The organism is Sphingorhabdus wooponensis, assembly GCF_003933235.1.
In the GTDB taxonomy this organism is placed as follows: Bacteria; Pseudomonadota; Alphaproteobacteria; order Sphingomonadales; family Sphingomonadaceae; genus Sphingorhabdus_B; species Sphingorhabdus_B wooponensis.
This window is the reverse complement of the sequence record NZ_RWJI01000003.1, coordinates 1-18,120: the sequence shown is the minus strand read 5'-3', so window position 1 is coordinate 18,120 and position 18,120 is coordinate 1. Positions and strand designations below refer to the sequence as shown.

General features: G+C 53.6%; 14 protein-coding genes. 11 read left to right on the top strand and 3 right to left on the bottom strand.

All coding sequences use genetic code 11. From position 1 onward, the window contains the following. The first annotated feature begins 40 nt into the window (after positions 1-40). From D7D48_RS10160 to D7D48_RS10115, 10 genes are read left to right on the top strand one after another with little or no spacing between them, the layout of a single operon-like run. Positions 41-742: an aldolase/citrate lyase family protein gene (locus tag D7D48_RS10160; protein ID WP_125231327.1), complete on the top strand. Its 702-nt coding sequence runs from the start codon at positions 41-43 to the stop codon at positions 740-742. Next, entirely contained in the window at positions 742-1,446 is a 705-nt protein-coding gene (locus tag D7D48_RS10155) for a hypothetical protein (protein WP_125231326.1), read from the top strand. The genes D7D48_RS10160 and D7D48_RS10155 overlap by 1 nt, the downstream gene beginning before the upstream one ends. Next, a complete protein-coding gene (locus D7D48_RS10150) occupies positions 1,443-3,185 on the top strand; it encodes a thiamine pyrophosphate-binding protein (protein ID WP_125231325.1) in 1,743 nt (580 codons plus the stop codon). The genes D7D48_RS10155 and D7D48_RS10150 overlap by 4 nt, the downstream gene beginning before the upstream one ends. 5 nt (positions 3,186-3,190) lie before the next feature. Continuing rightward, complete coding sequence (locus D7D48_RS10145; RefSeq protein ID WP_125231324.1) at positions 3,191-4,180, top strand: NAD-dependent epimerase/dehydratase family protein; 990 nt, start codon at positions 3,191-3,193, stop codon at positions 4,178-4,180. A 5-nt stretch (positions 4,181-4,185) separates the two neighbouring features. Next, entirely contained in the window at positions 4,186-6,201 is a 2,016-nt protein-coding gene (locus D7D48_RS10140; RefSeq protein WP_125231323.1) for an SLBB domain-containing protein, read from the top strand. After that, positions 6,201-7,346 carry a GumC domain-containing protein gene (locus tag D7D48_RS10135; RefSeq protein WP_148097089.1) on the top strand — a complete coding sequence of 382 codons (1,146 nt, stop codon included), beginning with the start codon at positions 6,201-6,203 and terminating at the stop codon, positions 7,344-7,346. The genes D7D48_RS10140 and D7D48_RS10135 overlap by 1 nt, the downstream gene beginning before the upstream one ends. After that, positions 7,333-8,304, top strand: coding sequence for a glycosyltransferase family 2 protein (locus D7D48_RS10130; protein WP_125231321.1), 972 nt, complete (start codon positions 7,333-7,335; stop codon positions 8,302-8,304). Before D7D48_RS10135 ends, D7D48_RS10130 begins: the two co-directional genes overlap by 14 nt. 1 nt (position 8,305) lies before the next feature. Further along, positions 8,306-8,731 (top strand): GtrA family protein, encoded by a 426-nt coding sequence (locus D7D48_RS10125; RefSeq protein WP_125231320.1) that lies wholly within the window; start codon positions 8,306-8,308, stop codon positions 8,729-8,731. Further along, positions 8,731-10,116, top strand: coding sequence for a hypothetical protein (locus D7D48_RS10120; protein WP_125231319.1), 1,386 nt, complete (start codon positions 8,731-8,733; stop codon positions 10,114-10,116). The genes D7D48_RS10125 and D7D48_RS10120 overlap by 1 nt, the downstream gene beginning before the upstream one ends. 44 nt (positions 10,117-10,160) lie before the next feature. Then, positions 10,161-11,783 (top strand): ArnT family glycosyltransferase, encoded by a 1,623-nt coding sequence (locus D7D48_RS10115; protein ID WP_185739843.1) that lies wholly within the window; start codon positions 10,161-10,163, stop codon positions 11,781-11,783. A gap of 309 nt (positions 11,784-12,092) precedes the next feature. Here D7D48_RS10115 and rfbH read toward each other — a convergent pair whose 3' ends face one another. The 3 genes from rfbH to D7D48_RS10095 all read right to left on the bottom strand — a co-directional run bounded on the left by rfbH (position 12,093) and on the right by D7D48_RS10095 (position 16,598). Further along, a complete protein-coding gene (gene rfbH / locus D7D48_RS10110) occupies positions 12,093-13,445 on the bottom strand; it encodes a lipopolysaccharide biosynthesis protein RfbH (protein ID WP_125231317.1) in 1,353 nt (450 codons plus the stop codon). Between the two features lie 250 nt (positions 13,446-13,695). Further along, on the bottom strand, positions 13,696-14,691 hold the full coding sequence (locus tag D7D48_RS10105) for an FAD-binding oxidoreductase (protein WP_125231316.1): 996 nt from the start codon (positions 14,689-14,691) through the stop codon (positions 13,696-13,698). Positions 14,692-16,094: 1,403 nt separating this feature from the next. Further along, the gene (locus D7D48_RS10095) at positions 16,095-16,598 is read right to left on the bottom strand and encodes a hypothetical protein (protein ID WP_125231314.1); all 504 of its coding nucleotides are present in this window, start codon (positions 16,596-16,598) and stop codon (positions 16,095-16,097) included. Between the two features lie 682 nt (positions 16,599-17,280). Here D7D48_RS10095 and D7D48_RS10090 point away from each other — a divergent pair. Beyond that, positions 17,281-18,120, top strand: an 840-nt coding sequence (locus D7D48_RS10090; protein ID WP_221738640.1) for a hypothetical protein, incomplete at its 3' end; no start/stop codon positions are given.

The window sequence follows — 18,120 nt, the reverse complement described above, 5'->3', positions numbered from 1 at the left end:
TCTCGCCGTCATTCGCGATTGATTACACCGGAGTGACCAAATGAATCTCTCACGAATAATCTCATTGAAAGGTGAGTTCGAAGCCGAAGGTCTAACGCGCGACTCAGTTGCCGCTGAAGCCGCTTGGGCAGCGCGCCATGGCTTGCCCTATCTCGTAAAGATCGGCGGTTGCGAGGCCAAGTCCGATATGCGTTTTCTGATGATGCAGGGGATCGAGAGTATCGTCGCCCCGATGATCGAGAGCCCCTTCGCAATGCAAAAGTATCAGGAAATGCTCCCCGATGGCGCGTTCAAGCACGTCGGCGTGACCATTGAGACAATCACAGCCGTTGAACGTATCGAAGCTATTCTTGACGCAGGTATCAAGCTTACCGAGGTTACCGTTGGACGCAGCGATCTGACCGCTAGCTTCGGCGGATCGGGCGTGAATTCTCCGGAAACAATCTCCATGGTTAAAACCGTTGCCCGTGCGGCAAAAGCGCGGGGGCTGAAGACTACAATGGGAGGTACAGTCAACGCAGAAACGTTAAGCCTGCTGCAAGAAGACGGCGAGTTGCGCGATCTCATCGCATCTGTCGAAACGCGTAAATGCGTCATGCCGGTCGTAAGGTTCCTTGAACCGGACGCTCTGATGGATGCTTTCGCTGTGGAAACGGTGCTGCTGGATATGCAAATCGCGTCTTATGGCGAAATCGGCAGTGCAGCCCAAGCGCGCGCATCGGTCTTGCGGGAACGGCTGTGATGGAAATCAAGTTTGTCCTCGATTTTGACGGCGTGCTGTTCAACAGTGCATTTGAGGCGTTTAGTGTGGCAAATCATGCCACCAAAGGGCGGGTCGGTTTTCGTCAGGACGTCAATTACGAGGAATTCTTGGCATTCCGCAGCGTTGTGACCGACGCCTGGCAGTATAATCGACTTTACGGTGCAACCAGTTCGGTTTTGCCGAACACACTGCACATGATCACTCCTGATGAAGGCGATTGGAGCTTCTCGCGTGACTTCTTCGAAGCACGACGTACCATCATGGAGGATCCCGAATGGCCAAAGGTCATGCCGGCATATGATTTTTTCTTCCTGCTAAAGCCGATTCTGCTGCAATGCCCCGACCGTTTCGCGATTCTATCGACACGCAATGTGAGCTCAATTCATGAGGCCTTGGCGTTCAACGGTGTCGATGGAATTCAGATTTTCGGACAAGAGGACATTCGCAAGCTGGGTAGCAAGTTAAACGTCGCGAAATCACAAAATTGGCTCGACCCGAAAAAATATATGATTGTCTATGTCGATGACATGAATAGTCATCTCGAGCCGTTTCAGGGCCAAGTTCACCTACCCCTTCATGCCAACTGGGGCTATGACCGCGAGACATCATCCAGCCTGAGCCAAAGTCAGGTTCATACCATCATCTCTTCGCTGCTCTCTATTGCGGATGGGACACGTACATGAAGTATAGTGATCAGATAGGCGCCTGGCTCAAAGCAGCTGGCTACACACATTATTTTTACGTCGGCGGGGGCAATATTATGCACTTGACCGAGAGCCTCGACCGTTTTCTGACCGGGGTGCCAGTGGTGCATGAAGTCGCTGCCGGCATTGGTGCAGAGTATTTCAACCTGATTGCCGCACCGGCCAGGGCGCTAGCGCTGGTTACAGCTGGTCCAGGGCAGACCAACATCGTTACCGCCGTGAGCGGCGCCTGGCTGGAAAGCCGGGAGCTGCTGGTTATCGGCGGCCAGGTAAAGACGTCCGATCTTGCCCGGGGACAGGTGCGCTCACGTGGCATACAGGAGATCGACGGTGTCGCGCTTATGGAGTCGATGACAAAAGTGTCGACGCGGCTCGAGCAGCCAGCTTCAGCTGCCGAGTTTCTGGCCATTATTGAGCCGAGTTGGACACCACGAAAAGGTCCGGTGTTTCTCGAATTCCCGCTTGATGTGCAGGCTGCCCATCGCGACGAAGAACCCTTTCCGGAAATGTCCGCACCGGTGCTGCAGATAGCAGAGGAAGACAGGGTGTCAGAGGTCGTAAGGCTCTGGAACAATGCGGATCGACCAATGCTGCTGATCGGCGGCGGTGTCGATATCGGCACAGTCGATGCCGTTCGCGATACCCTCGACAAGCTCTCACTGCCAACTATGACAACTTATAATGGCGCTGACCGCATCGATGGTAATGCGCCTTATTATCTCGGTCGACCAAATACTTGGGGTCAGCGCAGCTCCAACATCATTATCCAGCAGTCCGACCTTATCGTCGCGCTGGGAACACGGCTTGGGCTGCAGCAGACCGGGTTCAACTGGCAGGAATTCGGCCGCGGAGCGAAAATCGTACAGGTCGAAATCGATCCGGCGGAATTGGCCAAGGGCCATCCGCGCACTGACATTGCCGTGAACGCCGATGCGAATAACTTCCTGCGCCGTATGCTGGCTCAAGGACTGGAATCAAAACCCGAATGGCTGACCCGCGCCAAGCAGATCCGTGCGGCCATTCCACGGGTCGAAGAGGTCAATCAAACTGGCGCTGGGTACCTCTCTCCTTATGATTTCATTGTAAACCTAGAGACGCTGACCCGCGATGACGATCTTGTAATCCCCTGCTCCAGCGGCAGCGCATTCACCCTGTCCATGCAGCTCTACAATCAGAAACTGGGGCAGCGCCTTATTACAAACAAGTCGCTCGCCTCAATGGGATACGGTCTGTCAGGCGCGATCGGGGCAGCCATTGCGGCTCCTGGGCGCCGCACCATACTGATTGAGGGTGATGGCGGTTTCGCTCAGAATTTACAGGAGCTGGGTACTGCACGGGTCAATGATCTCAACCTCAAGATTTTCATCTTCGATGATCAGGGGCACGCCTCGATCCGGATGACCCAGAGAAACTATTTTGGCGGAAAGTACCTCGGATGCGATACGCGTTCGGGTCTGGGTCTGCCAACGTGGGATAAGCTTTTCGCCGCTTGGGATATCCCGGTCATGCGTTTGCCGGTAGCGTTTACGGAAGATCCCGATTTCCTTGCGGCAATGGCGAGTGATGGCCTACATGCATTCATTGTGCCGGTGGATCCAGAGCAGACTTACCTTCCCAAGATCAGCAGTCGGGTAACGGAAAGCGGTTCGATGGAATCGAACCCGATTGACCGGATGACGCCTGAAATCGACTACCTAACTCCCGCCGGTATTGGGTAAGCTTCATGCAACCCCTTCCTACTCTGACCTCGGCAACGGCGCTTGCACCTTCCTCTGTGTCTGAGCTTTTGATGGACACACGGCGTATAGTCGTGGTGGGAGCCGGTGGCTGGGTCGGCCGAGGTCTGCTGCGCGGTCTACATTCCGCCTTGGGCGTTGATGCATTTTCTGAACGCGTATTCGCTTTCGGCTCTTCGTCGAGAATGATTGACCTTGGTGACGCAATCACCATCGCGCAGCGTCCGCTTGACGAACTTGCCGGCTTGCACCCACAGCCGACAGCTTTGTTCCATCTTGCCTTTCTGACAAAGGACAAGGTTGCGGTTATTGATCGTGACGAATATCGCGAATCTAATCGAGCGCTTTCAAGCACTGTTCTCGAGGCGCTCAGTGCAATCGGTGCTGACCGGCTTTTCGTTGCCTCCTCAGGTGCTGCGGCCTTCGCGGATGTTTCTTCTGCGAGCGAAGATCTGAGAATCTATGGCGGGCTCAAGCGGGAGGACGAGGATCGCTTCGTTGCTTGGGCAGAGGCCGATACAGGACGGCGTGCTGTCATTACGCGAATCTACAATCTGACCGGGCCCTTCATTAACAAATATGACACTTATGCTCTTGCAAGCTTCATCATTGATGCGCTGGCTTGCCGTCCGATTTCTGTACGCGCACCAATGCGGGTGATACGCAGCTATGTTGCGATAAGCGAACTGGTGTCGCTTGTTTTATTCCAATTATTGGGATCCGGCGGCGTGTCAGTATATCGCTATGACAGTGGCGGGGAGGTTCTAGAACTGCGGGAGGTTGCTGCCGAAGTTGCCCGTGTACTGGGCGGAAATGTAGTGCGTGCCCCGATTACGGAGAGCGTCGACAATAATTACACTGGGGATGCTGGAATCTATGCTTCTCTGTTAGAAGCCGCTGGTATTGCATCTGTGCCGTTGGGCCAACAAATTCAAAATACTGCCATAACGATAGCACCTGAGCTCCATTTAAGGTAATAACAATGACAGAATCACAAACATTCCGCCCGAGATGGCAGGAACAAAACCGAACTCCTCAGTTGTCAGCCGAACCTTCTACTATCTTTCGTTTTTTGGACATTTACGAAACATCTATGCTCCGCTCTATCCTTACCGTTTCCGCATCGTTTCTGGCGCTGGTGGCTCAGCCTATTTCGCTGAATGCACAAACTTTCCCTGTTTCAAGCTCGACTGATGAGGAACGTAGCTCACGTGATGATCGTCAGTCGGACAGCCGTCAAGACAGCCAAGACGAATATGACAGCGAGCAATCAGACGGAATTGAACCTACGCGGGTCACAGACGAGGCGTCGCGCAACAGAACTCAGTCGCGTGAAAAAAGTGAGAAGTCCAAGTCTCTGTTTGACCGTGATCCGGCAGACACTCGCAAAGCGGAACCGAACGAGTTCGAGACTTACGTCACCCGCATGCTTGGGCGCCCCTTGCAGCGTTTCGGGGCCGATCTTGTTTTGCCAGACGGGCGCGACTTTGAAAGGTCTGCCGACGCAACTATCCCCCCCGACTACCGCATCAACGTAGGCGATACGATCTCGATCTCGCTAACTGGTTCAGCAGAAGGCAGCGTGGAGCGGACTGTCGATAATAACGGTCGGATTTTCTTATCCTCTGTTGGTGAAATTACACTTGCAGGTGTGCGTCAAGGCGACCTCAAGGCCGTTCTGACGCGTGCGATAGGAACCCAGTTCCGCAATTTCCGGGTCGGTGTGCGGACTACCGAACTACGCGGCGTGCGCGTGTTCGTAACGGGCTACGCGGTCAACCCAGGTGCGTTCTCGGTTAACAGTCTAACGACTGCGTTCAATGCGATTCTTCAAGCGGGCGGACCCGCTGCAGGCGGTAGTTGGCGAAATGCTAAGCTTGTGCGTGACGGGGTCGAGATTGCTGACATCGATCTGTATGATATCTTGATCAACGGGAACCGCGCGAAGGATGTGACGCTTGAGAATGAAGATGTCATAGTCATTCCCCCAGCAGCGCCGCAGATTGCGGTCGCGGGTAGCGTTCGGCGTGAAGCAATTTTCGAATTGCGCGGTTCTGAAACGATCGAAGATGCGCTGCGCTATGCCGGTGGAAAAGATGAACTTGCCGAAATTAGCCGCGTTATGATCTACAGTACTGACATGACCGGAGTACCTGGGCCCCGTGAAATATTGGCTAAAGAATTTGGTAGCACAGTTGTTCGTGCAGGAGACGTGATCCAGGTTCTTGCAGAAGGCAACCTTATGCGTCCTACGGACCGACAGTCTGTTGTTGTTCGGGTAGAGGGGGAAGTGGTCAATCCAGGCAACTATTATGTAGAACCTAATAAGCCGCTAGATGAAGTGATAAAACTCGCTGGCGGGTATAGCCAACGGGCTTTTGTGTATGGCGCAGGTCTAACACGCCAGACGGTTATGGTTCAACAGAAGCGCAGCTTCGAAGAAGCGCTTGACCTGTTTGAAATAGCTTTAGCCTCTTCACCGCTCCAGTCTACCAACGGCTTAGACCAACGCCGCTCCGAGGTCCAACTACTTGCAGCTAAAGCGACCCTCGCGAAACTGCGGGAGGCAAAGCCGGATGGACGTTTGGTATTGGAAACTAAGCCCGATTCGCAGAGCCTGCCCCGCGGTATCCTACTGGAGAATGGTGACCGGATAGTAATTCCCCCCCGACCGACCAGCATTGGGGTATTTGGCGCGGTTTATCGCCCGGCCTCGTTTCAAATTGATGAGACTAATCCACGAAAAATACGGGACTATCTGGAGCTAGCCGGAGGTACACTACAAGCGGCCAATCGGGGTGACATTTTTGTGGTACGTGCCAACGGCAGCGTACTTACCCGTTCCCAAGGCGCATTTAACCAAAAAGCATTGCCTGGTGACGTAGTATTCGTGCCTATTCGCACACAGTCGAGTGATATATTCACTAAGATCGCTCAGATATCCTCCATAGTGTTCCAGTTAGGCCTTGCGGCCGCGACTGTTGCGGCGATCAACTGATGACGCCGCGTCACTCTTTCACCGGCAGCCTTGCTGGACTAAAATCGCTCGATCGCCTGTGGAAGCGCGCCCTACTTTTCGGCGTCCCAATAGCTGCTCTGGTTGGCTTTGCAGCCTTTCCCGAGAATTTTCGTGTGGAGGCATCTCTGACCCCGACCGATCCCGGTTCGCTTGGCCTGTCCAATACACTTGAGCAGTTTGGTGCCCTGAATTCGGTGTTTGGGAAGCAAGCCGCTGTCGAAGTAGCGCTGCGAATTGGGAACAGTATTTATACACGCGATAGGGTGATCCGCGATCTATCGCTTGAGTCGCGGCTTGATATGTCAAAAATAGAACTGCATCGATGGCTCCAAAATAAGGTCGAAATTCGCGCTCTGCGTGGCGGAATAATATTGATCCAGATGGACGAAACTGACAAAAAAATTGCTCAGGACGTCGTTGCCGCCTTTACCGATGCCACCCGTGATGAGTTGGCAAAAATTATGCAGCGCCAGACGAAATACAAAAAGGAGCTTTTAGAAAGGCTCGTTGCGGAATCTGGTCTTCGCCTTTCCAAGGCCCAGAGTGAATTCGATGCTTTCCGGCTGCAGAACGGCTATGCTGATCCTGGGGCCTCGATTGGAACAATCAGTGGACGCATTCCGGGGTTGCGTGCCTCAATTGCAGACGTTGATCGGCGTATTGCGGCCGCCAGTAGGTTCTTCACGCCAGAGAATATGGCGATAGTCCAGCTTCAGGCTGAGCGCGATGCGCTTACAGAACAACTGAATGAGGCGCTCGATAAACGTCCAGGTGTGCGCGCGGGGACAGTAGGCGAAGTAGTGGATGCCTCGACGAAGGTATATGAACTCGACCGCGAATTAAAAATCGCCCGTTCTCTGTATACCAATTATGTCCGTTATCTTGAGGGCACGGCTGTCGAGGATCTTACCTCAAAAGCTAATATTCGTTTGCTTGAAAAGCCATATGTTTCGACCGAGCGGCAATATCGTTCGTCACTGTTGGCGGCGGCGGCAGCTCTATTTCTGTTGTGGTTGGCCATCGAATTCTACCGCCTGCGTCCGCCATTAGGTGCCCCAATCGGTTCCCAACGGACGCCTCGCCATGCTGTAGACAGACTGGGTGAGCAGAATGAGTCATATTGATCGTGAATTGGTGTCTAACCCTGAGGTGACGGTGTGCATCGCCTGCCGCAACGAGGAACAGAATGTTGAGGCTATCGCCGCAGCCGTAATTGCAGAGATGGAAAGCGTCGCGGCGCGTTTTGACATCATCTTTATCGACAATGAGTCCAATGATCGCACGGTTGAGATCGTAACGCAGATGTGTGACCGCGATCCGCGAATCAAGTTGATCGTAAACACCCGCAACTTTGGACAGATGCGCTCACCTACCCATGCTATCTACGCAGCTCAGGGCAGCGGCGTTATTTCTATGTGTGCCGACTTTCAGGATTCCCCTGCGCTTCTTCCCGAATTCGTGCGCCGCTGGCGCGCGGGCACACCCATTGTGCTGGGCGTGCGGAAGGTCGAAAAGAACTCGCTACTGTTAAAATTCTTCCGCAACCTGTCGTATAGCCTTCAGCGTCGTTTCGGCGATTATCCGGTGATTCCGAACGCTACAGGGTTCGGTATCTACGACCGCAAGGTCGTCACTGCCCTGAAACGGCTCAACGAGCCTGAACCCTTCGTGCGCGGGATGCTGGTGGAAACGGGCTACAGGATCGAAACGATTCCCTTCGACCGTCCGCCGCGCGCAGGCGGGCGCTCTAAAAATAATTTCTTTACGTTGCTGGACTTCGCGCTCAACGGGCTCGCTGGATCATCGAGGGGCCTGCTGCGCGCGCCGCTCTATGCTGCATTTTTATTCGGCCTCCTAACGCTGGTCTGCCTCGCTGGCGCGGTGCTGTCGCCGCTGTGGGACGGCTCGTGGCAGTTGTGGTTGTTTGCTGCCCTCCTCGAGGGGCAGATGACGCTGATGTTCTTATTCTTTGGCCTGCTGGGCGTGCAGATCGGACTGATTTCCGAGCGGACACGCAACCAGCCGCTGGTGCTCGAGCGCGAACGGATCAATTTTCCGCCCGATTATACCTGCGAGAGCTGAGATGTCTGAGGCGCCTTCAGAAAAGCCGCTGCGCGGACGGACACATATGCAGTTCGACTGGCGGCAGCTGCTGCGCTATTATCAGGCCGGCTTGGTCAACACGCTTTTTGGCTATGGCTGCTACGCCGCGCTGCTGTGGTTGGGGATGGACATGTTCATTGCCCAGCTCATCAGCCATACGACAGGAACGCTGTTTAACTATTTCACCTTCAGCCGCTATGCCTTTGTAGGCGAGGCCGGATCGCCGATGCGCTTCGTGGCGTCCTATGCGGGGAATTATCTCCTCAGCCTTGCGGTGCTGTGGGCGCTGTCGCAGGCGATTGCCTCGCCCTATCTTGCAGGGCTCGTGGCGGTGGTGATCGTCTCGGCGATCAACTTCCTGATTCTCAAACGCTTCGTGTTCCGGCCAGCAGCGGGGAGCCGTTGATGTTCCGCCGTAACTGGCAAAGCGGGGTGCTTATCGAATGGGTGCTGGCGGGCCTGATCCTCGTTAGCCTTGTGCACGCCACATGGTTCTTGTTCACATTCAAATATTTGCCGCCCCCGTTTTTCTATGAGCCGGGCGATATCTTCGCCGACTGGTTCAACTCCGCCTACTGGGCTTATAATCCCGAGGGCGCATTCGAAACATGGACCACGCTTTACCCACCGCTTTCCTTCGTCATCCTTCGGGCGCTTAGCGTCAGCGACTGTTATCAGCTGGCGAGTGGCCTGGATTCCAGCCCCGGCTATATGGCCCGCGGTTGCGACTGGATCGGCCATGTGTCGATCTTCGGCTTCTGGGCGCTTGGCGTCGTGCTGATGTTCCTTGCGCTGCGAAAGTTCGATCCGCGCACCGCGATCCCGCGTACGATCTGTATGGGGCTAGGCTGGCCGATGCTGAACGGCATCGAGCGCGGTAACCTCGTGCTGATCGCCTTTCCAATGTTCCTGCTTGCTATCATGCCGCTGCTGCGTTCGGCGCGGGCGCGCTGGGTCTTCGCGGCCTTATCGATCAACATGAAGCTCTACCTGATTGCCCCCTTCATGGCGCAACTGATCATGCGGCGCTGGCGGTGGGTTGAATCCGTGCTGATCGCCACTGCGCTGGTTTACTTGGTCAGCTACGCCTTGTTAGGCGCTGGAACCCTTAGCCAAATCGTGCAGAACATCACCGCCTGGGCACAGAACACCATGGCCAACCCGCTCGATTTCTGGCCGGCTACCACCTACCAAGGCATCACTTCTTTTTTCGAGAGCAAGGACGATATCTTCCCTACGATGCTGGTGCTCGGGTCGGATGCAATCGAGTTGGTGCCTCTGGCCATCGCGGTGCTGCTGCGCTCGACGCAGGCCCTCTTACTAATGGCGATGGCCGCCACTTGGCTCAGGCCCGAGGCTATCTCGCGCTATCGCATCTACCTGTTGGCGATAATGTTCGCTCTGATCACAAGTGAGGGTGGGGGCTACACCCCGATCTTCTGGACTGCGCTGGTGCTGACGGAGCGTTGGCAAGGCTGGGGCCCGCGTTTCGCGATCATTTGCTGTTATCTCATGGGCTGTTCCTATGACCTTGTCGTATCCAACATCGATACCATTGACCGCTATGGCTACATATTTGATACGGACATAATCGTGGAAATGAACCTGACGCTCTGGCCCCTGGTGCGGCCACTCGTAATCCAATTGATCGCTATCGCGCTCGCCTGCAGCACGATCCGCACCGTCTGGATTGACGTATATGAGCAAGGCTGGGCTGACCGCTGGCGGATGCGGCGTGACGCGCCTTTATTGCCTTGGGTCGCGCGGCCGGAGCGGCAGATCGGCGAATGAGACTGCGCTTGCCCGTAAACGGGCCCCGACTTTTCTCGGCACAAATGCCGCGCGTCGACTGTCTGCTCGCTATCATCTTGCTGGCGGCGCTAGTGATCCGGCTTTATTCGGTTGCCTTCGGCCTGCCGGCGCTGACCGATCCGGATGAGCTGATGTTTGAGCTGGGCGCCTACCGGATGATCGACGGCGGGCAGCTTAACCCGGAGTGGTTCGGCCATCCGGCCACTACCACCATGTACATGCTCGCGCTGATTGATGTCGCGGTGCTGGGTTTGGGTCTTGCGACCGGGCGTTTCACAAGCGTCGAGAATTTCGCAGCAGCAATCTATGCCGATCCGAGTATCCTCGTGCTGCCGCACCGCATTGCCATTGTGCTGATTGCTGTCGTTGGTATCGCGCTCGCTTACCGCCTTGCTACCTTGCTGTTTGGCCGCCCCACCGGGCTGGTGACGGCGGCAGTCCTCGCTGTGAGCCCAGTGCACATCACTTATTCGCAGCTGGTGCGATCCGACATGATGGCGACCGTATTCATGCTGTTGGCGATGCTTTGCGCGCTGGCCTATGCCCGTCACGGCAGCATTCGAGCGCTCGTGGTGACCGGCTTCTGCATAGCGTTGGCGATTACTACCAAATGGCCCTTTGTAGTGATTTTCCTGTCGCTTGCCGGCGCGGTGGTGCTGCGCTGGCGCAACGGGCTGGAGAGCGGACGGCGCACTCTCGTGTTGATTACGGCCGCTGCGGCAGGGACGATGGCGGCAATGGTATTAATTTCACCCTTCCTGATCATCGAGTGGAATACGGTCATCGCCAATCTCCGTGGCGAGGTGCAGCCCCATCACCTGGGTGCGACCGGTGGCAGCCTTATCGACAATGCGTTCTGGTATATGCGCGAACCGTTTGTGCGCGCGTTCGGCATCACCGGGCTCACACTTGCCGCAATCGGAGCGGTGTTTGCCGTGCGGAGCCGCGAATTCGTTGCTGTCGCGTTGGTAACGGGAATCGCTATGCTTGTGCTCGCCAGTAGCCAGTACATAGTATGGGAACGCTGGATCCTCGCGACGGTACCGTTGCTGGCTATGCTCGTGGCGCTGGCGCTAATGCGGGTCGCAGCGATGGCTGGCACTCGGCTTAAATTCCATGCTGCGCCGCTTGCGGCGGGTGCGCTAATGGCCGCGACGCTCGTCCCTCTGCTCTTCGCTGCACTTGCGGACGGGCGTGAGCGGATGAATGACACGCGGCTGATGGCCTCGGCTTGGCTGCGCGCGAACGCAGCGCCGGGCAGCACGGTCTTCGTTGAGCACTTCGCCTTTGATCTTGTTGAGAGCGAATTCGACTTCGTCTTCCCGCTGGGCATTATGGGCTGCCAGGACGTGCGCGGACTGCTCGACGGAAGAATCGATAACTCTCTGATCGCATCCGCGCGCGGTGGACGCAGCAACATTGATTACGGGACGGTCGTGCCCGAAAAAATTGATACCTGCCGCGCAGATTATGCGGTGCTAAGCCAGTACGCACGATATGCCGTCGAGAAGGAGCGCTTTCCGGGCGCATGGTCGCAATATAGCGACCTCATTGCGCGCGGCGAGAAGGTCGCCGAATTCCGCCCCGAGCGCGGAGTGGCAGGTGGCTGGCCGGTAATGATCCTGCGCTTTCCTGACAACGAGTGAGCGTGCTGCCGCCGGGCTTTGGTCCAGTTAATGCTCTACTTAGAGCATATTCCATAATACTTCCGCGACAATCTGCCGTTCACCAGCCGACATGGACAACAATAACGTCGAGGCCCTACTGTAACTGGATGATAGTTGGCCGTTATGACAGTGGGTATGTCGCAGGTAATTCTTTGCAGATAAATTCGGCGCGGCCTGCAAAAAGAAAACGCCGGCTGTGCAAACCATCCCATTCCTGACCAACTTAGTCTATATTGGGATTGAGAGCACGAGCCGGCAGATAAGGCTAGAATGCTATTCAGCTATGTCTCAAAAATTCACGCCAAAGAACTCTTCTAATTTAGAGGCAATGTAGTCCAGATGTTCTTCATTCAACCCCGGATAAGTGCCAACCCAGAACGTCTGGTTCATTACAATATCGGTGTTGGTCAAATCACCGCTAACTCGGAAATTGCGCCCAGCCATATAAGGCTGTTTGGTTAAATTACCTGCAAATAAAAGGCGCGTGCCAATTTTGTTTTGATCCAAAAAGTTAATAAGGTCAGAGCGTTGAACGCCGCTATTTTCTTTCACCACCAACGGAAAGCCGAACCATGATGGCTCTGAGTTAGGCGTGGCTTCAGGGAGGTGCAAAAATTCGCTACAACTAGCTAACCGGTTTCTTAGGTAGGCATAGTTAGCACGGCGCCTTGCTATAAAATCTTCTAGTCGGTCCATTTGGCCAAGAGCACAGGCCGCTTGCATATCCGTAATCTTGAGATTGTACCCCAAGTGGCTGTAAGTATATTTGTGATCATAGCCATCTGGCAAATCTCCGCCAATATCCTTCTTCGTCCAGCAGAAACGTTTATCACATGTATTGTCTTTACCTGTCGGGCAATAGCAGTCACGTCCCCAGTCCCTGAAAGACTCTGCGATCATTTTGAGTTCGGCGCTATTTGTGAATACCGCGCCGCCTTCACCCATGGTGATGTGATGTGCAGGGTAAAAGCTAAGGGTCCCGATGTCACCAAAAGTTCCGACCATTTGGCCGCCATAGGTCGCACCCAACGCGTCGCAGGTGTCTTCAATCAACCACAAATTATATTTTTTACACAGAGCAGTTACAGCTTCAACGTTGAAGGGGTTTCCGAGACTATGCGCCAACATAATGGCCTTTGTTTTGGAACTTATTGCCGCTTCAATTTTGCTTGCGTCGATATTATGGGTAGATAATTCCACATCCACAAAAACAGGGACGGCTCCAAACTGCAAGATGGGGTTAACGGTGGTCGGGAAACCCGCGGCGACACCAATGACTTCATCGCCAGGCTTAATTGCGCGATCACCCAGTTTAGAACTGGTGAGAGTTGAGAAAGCAACCAAATTAGCAGATGAACCGGAGTTAACCGTCATCAGGTATTTGACACCTAAAAATTTGGCCAGCCGTTCTTCGAACATTTTATTGAAGCGCCCCGTGGTCAACCAGCCGTCTAAAGACGCATCAACCATAAGCTGTAGCTCTTTTGCGCCAATAACCTTGCCAGATACTGGCACAGCCGTTTCGCCAGGGATGAAGGCGTTAGGTGTGTAAACAATATCTGCGTATTGTTGTACTAGGTCCATTATCTGACCGCGAATTATGTCAGTTTGTGGATCTAACGCAATGGTTTCGACGGGCATACTTAGTTCCTATATAAAGTGATTTTTTTACTTAAAAAGATAGCATATCAGGGCCTGACATCTATTCTTGGTGTGAAGCGTTAACGATGGCCAAAGCAGTTTGCAATGGCAATCGTGGCGACCATTTCAAACGCTTACCTGATGGAGCCGTACCTAACTTCAGATAGTTGGCTATGCGGTAGCTTCTTCATTTAAGCGTGCTCCCAATCCAACTGTAAATATGAAGTCTTTCATAAAGTTCCTCCAACCGTTAACTGGCTGCGGAGCTTACAAAAGCATCCGAATAAAATCGGTTAGAAGGTAAGCCAGCCTCAACAATTGCAAGCCGAGCGCTATGTATCATTGCGTCAGAACCGCAGGCATATACAGCTGCCTTACTTAAGTCCTGCTGAACCTCTAGCAATGCTTGTTGTACGTAACCGCGTGCCCCTGACCAAGAAGAACTCGCGCGAGACAAAACGGGAATAAAAATGTGATTTCCTGGCATGGCAGCAACATCGAAGTACATGTCATCCTGGGCCCGTCCGCCCCACACGATAGTGACTGAACGAGGTAGCTTGTCCGCAGCGAGCTGTGGCATGGCTTCGATCATCGCTTTGACCGGCGCTATGCCAGTGCCTGTGGCAAGAAACACTAAATCCAAACCAGCCGTTTCTCGCAAAAAAAAGGACCCCAGCGGTCCATTAATGCGAACGAGATCATCAGTCTTAGCTTCGCTGAACCAATAGTTACTCATTACACCTCCAGCTACGGCACGAATGTGCAACTCAAGCTGGCCGTCTGCCGATGGCGCGTTAGCTACAGAGTAGCTTCGCCGAACGCCGCCCGTACCAATCACGTTAACGTATTGGCCGGGTAAATAATTCAAAACACTATTAGGCGGGACCCTTAGGATTACGCGCAAAACATCAGGTGCTAGCTTTTGGAGGCTGTTTATTCGGGCTGGGAGGGTTTTAACCGCTGGAATGACAAATCCACTAATATCTTCTACTTCAATTAACAAATCCGACGCAGCCGTTCGAGCGCAACTGAGAATCCAACCGTCTTCTTTTTCTGCAGGTGTCAAACCGAGTTCGTCAACTAACGGCCGACTTTGCCCACTTAGGACTTTGCATTTACAAGAGCTACAACGACCAGTTTTGCAACTGTAGGGAAGCGCGATTTGGGCTTTTTCTGCAGACTCTAGTATCGAAATTCCGTCCAAACAGTCAAAATGCAAACCTGAGGTAAGATTAACTCGTATCATACTAAAATAACATTCCTAAAATGTAAAATTTTTATTCAAAATGTCATAAAAAATGGCTATTAAACTATCCTTATTATGCCTGCATTAAACAAATACGAATATTGGGAAGGGGAAGTCAATTTGGTATTTGTGACAGCGTTACATACATATGTGCAGATTTTTTCTGATAAAATTAGATAATCAATATTCAAAGGACCTTTAAGAGGCAAGAGCTTAAGGCAAAGCAACATCAAAAATTATATTATTCATAGTTTCACCAAATTTACCTTTCAAAGCTTATGTGTGGATTTGGCGCATTCGGGTTTCGCGCGGCGGGCGGCTATCACTGTTGCGGCTTAGAATGTGTGTAACGCCAGCGTTAGAGATTTTCATGCCGTTATAACGCGATAGTCATCAGGCGGACCTCATTGAGCCGAGGCCATATTTGCTTTATAGCAAAAAGACCTTTTCGACGAGCTCAGGTGGCGTGTGGTCGGCGGGGCTTTTTGGAATGGGTTTTTTGTCTGATCAGCCTAGCTTCGTTGTGCTGTTCGCAATAGGCCTTCCCGCGGTAGAAGTTGGAACGATCTACATCGAAGTATCGACAGGCTCGGGCCGCATCACCAATCTTCTCTGCATGTCGCAGTACCCTGAGTTTGCGCTAAATATCCCGGCCTTCCTTGACTATGAGCTTGACCTTTGTCGTCTCAACCTCTCGATCGATTGCTTTGCATCGGTAAATACCTCAGAGTAGCGGCGCCATATCATCTCCGCGCCAAGCAAGCCACTCCCCACCAATTGCGCCGACCGGCGCGAGGTGAACCTAATGTGCCCATTTCCAATGGGTCAGTCTTGCCGCGCCGGATAGCTGCCCGTAGTGTGCCGCCGTCTCTTAATTTAATTTCGTTCGTCATCAGCGATGCGATTTCCGAGCGACAGCATGGCGCGATTGCGCAAACCACAAGGACTATCGGGCTGGACGGCGAGGCATTGCTCAAGATGATCGCGCGTCATGTCCTTGGCCTGCCGCGGGCAATTCAGTTTCGTCCGCTTTAGTCTCCGCAAGGCCCAGTTGACATCCTCTTACGTTGTCGGGTCGGGTATGCGAAGGAGGTGGTGGATTATATGTTGAGCGCACATGCGGGCGGACAGAGCTCGGGGCCCAGACCCATGCCCTGCGCGGTAATAAAATCGAACAGTGTATCTGCACTGCAGTGCAGATACACTTGCTATGTATGCAGGTGTTGCTTCAAAAACGCTGCGGTGTCTCGAAGTTGAGCAGGGGGTTCCACAAACCACGACTGCGAAATAAACAATATTAAAGTTGCCCTCGAGGCGGCCGGCATTGAGTTCATCGGTACGCTTAACGATGGTCCCGGCTCTGCATCCGCCCCGCGCGCTAGGCGCAACAGGTGGGCCCGGAATTAGTGGAGTGCCTTGCGCGCCGGACTTTGTTCTAGCTCGGCTTCAGTCAGCCATTCAGGGAATGAGGTTCGTGCCCAGTCCATTGCGGTGTATTTCGCAGCGAATACATCAAGCGTGGCACGCAGGTTCGAATTTGACAAAAACATGCGCGCCTCCTCGCCGCCGCTGCCCTTGAGTATCCACACAATGGCGTTGTCCTGCAACTTGAACTGCATTGCGATACACAGCCAAGGTTGAACTCCGTCATCAAGGCGGACGGGCGGGACCGGATTTGCCCGCCGCTCTTGGCGCAGGCTTTGTTGTGCGATGGGCAGCGCCAAATTAGCTGGGATCGGGCCTGCCGCCAGTTTTTCAGCCTCCTCTGCCATTTTAGGAATAGCTCGGTCCATTAAGCGGCGAGTGAGCATAATGGCCTGCGTTACATCTTCTGTACCGCGCACTTCCATTCGTAGACGGTCTTCGTCAAAATCTGATACAAGCGTGAAGGTTCGGATGGCAAACACAGAGCGGCACCTGAAGCTATGGTAAGTTGGATATCTAGGCTAACACGCTCTCTCGTATCGAGCAACTATATCGCTTGGGATGATCCTTTGAAATAATGGGTGCCATTATTTAATGCTCGTCAACCACAACAAACATTAATGAATAAAAGCCTAAATGCTCGGCGTTGGTTGAAAGATTTACTCGGCGGTAATTGGCGGGCTGCAGGCCACTGATGCGAAAGAGCCGTCATGTAAGTAACGGCAAGTGTGATGCTGCGTCAGCCTATGAATTTTTAGACATACTCTTAACTTTATTACGCTACCGATTGGGAGGGTGCTTTAGAAAACCGCGACCTTGTGGCTTGATTTTAAAGGAATTCAAGTCGCAATTTGCGGATCTGCGCGCGACCCTTACGGCCAGTCAGTTTCACACATCTATAAATGAAGAGGCCTGCCATTGGAAGTTGAACGAACATCTACTGACCGTGGCCAACATCATTGGATGTACTGCCCCTGCAGGCCAAATTCTTGGCAGAACTAATAGTGCCAAAATGGCTGTATAAACTCTCACTTCGGCAGCGATATCCCGTGCATTAGCCATTAGCGGGCCTATTAATGCGAAATAGTATAGTTGTAACAGTATGTATCGTCATGTAGCGACGGTTTCGATACTAAGATATTGCGTTCTTACAGGGTAGAAAAAATGGCCAAAAAACTAGTAAAAAAACCTTCCGACACAGCCGCAAATAAGCCGAAAAAGGGACGCTTTACACGCACTGACGAAGCGAGTGTTGCCAATAGTGCCGCTGCCGCTGAAGAAAATGTTGAGAGCGGGGAGCCTGGTAAGAATGCCCCAGAAATATCTGTTGAGAGTGTTGCGGCATCGTCTGGCGGCGGCATTGGTGTCGGGGGAATTGCCATCGGCGTTCTTGGTCTTGCCGGCATTGGTGCTGCAGTTGGCGGCGGCGGCGGTTCTGGGGGCAACCCTCCCCCTGCGGTCGATGGTGAGGCAACCGGAACCCTCAGTGTCACAGGTGTTGCCGCCGAAGGTCGCTCACTGACTGCTTTGCTATCTAACGCGACAGATACTGACGGCAGCATTGCCTCCATTTCCTACCAATGGCAGAGGCAAGTTTCGGGAGCCTGGACTAATATTGTGGGCGGCGATAGTGCTACACTTACTATCCCCGCCGATCAGTCCTTTGTAGGCGCAACCGTTCGTGTGGTTGCGACAACAACGGACGCTAAGTCCAACACCACCACTTTTACGGGTTCCGAGCAGGTCATTGCCAATGTCGATGACGTTGCCACTGGCTCGCTTGCTGTAACCGGCGCGGCGCTCGAGGGCGGTAGCCTGACAGCTGCTCTGACTGGTGTTTCGGATGCGGATGGCGCAACGACCACTGCCTATCAGTGGCAGAAGTTTGAGGGCGGCGCTTGGGTTGCCATTTCTGGCGGCAATAGTGCGACGCTTTCGATCCCATCGGATCAGTCGCTTGTTGATGTTCCTGTGCGCGTTGTTGCAACGACCACCGATGCCCTT

Coding starts and splice junctions, on each gene's coding strand:
- D7D48_RS10160 (WP_125231327.1), top strand. CDS start 41: ATGAATCTCTCACGAATAATCTCATTGAAAGGTGAGTTCGAAGCCGAA.
- D7D48_RS10155 (WP_125231326.1), top strand. CDS start 742: ATGGAAATCAAGTTTGTCCTCGATTTTGACGGCGTGCTGTTCAACAGT.
- D7D48_RS10150 (WP_125231325.1), top strand. CDS start 1,443: ATGAAGTATAGTGATCAGATAGGCGCCTGGCTCAAAGCAGCTGGCTAC.
- D7D48_RS10145 (WP_125231324.1), top strand. CDS start 3,191: ATGCAACCCCTTCCTACTCTGACCTCGGCAACGGCGCTTGCACCTTCC.
- D7D48_RS10140 (WP_125231323.1), top strand. CDS start 4,186: ATGACAGAATCACAAACATTCCGCCCGAGATGGCAGGAACAAAACCGA.
- D7D48_RS10135 (WP_148097089.1), top strand. CDS start 6,201: ATGACGCCGCGTCACTCTTTCACCGGCAGCCTTGCTGGACTAAAATCG.
- D7D48_RS10130 (WP_125231321.1), top strand. CDS start 7,333: ATGAGTCATATTGATCGTGAATTGGTGTCTAACCCTGAGGTGACGGTG.
- D7D48_RS10125 (WP_125231320.1), top strand. CDS start 8,306: ATGTCTGAGGCGCCTTCAGAAAAGCCGCTGCGCGGACGGACACATATG.
- D7D48_RS10120 (WP_125231319.1), top strand. CDS start 8,731: ATGTTCCGCCGTAACTGGCAAAGCGGGGTGCTTATCGAATGGGTGCTG.
- D7D48_RS10115 (WP_185739843.1), top strand. CDS start 10,161: ATGCCGCGCGTCGACTGTCTGCTCGCTATCATCTTGCTGGCGGCGCTA.
- rfbH (WP_125231317.1), bottom strand. CDS start 13,445: ATGCCCGTCGAAACCATTGCGTTAGATCCACAAACTGACATAATTCGC.
- D7D48_RS10105 (WP_125231316.1), bottom strand. CDS start 14,691: ATGATACGAGTTAATCTTACCTCAGGTTTGCATTTTGACTGTTTGGAC.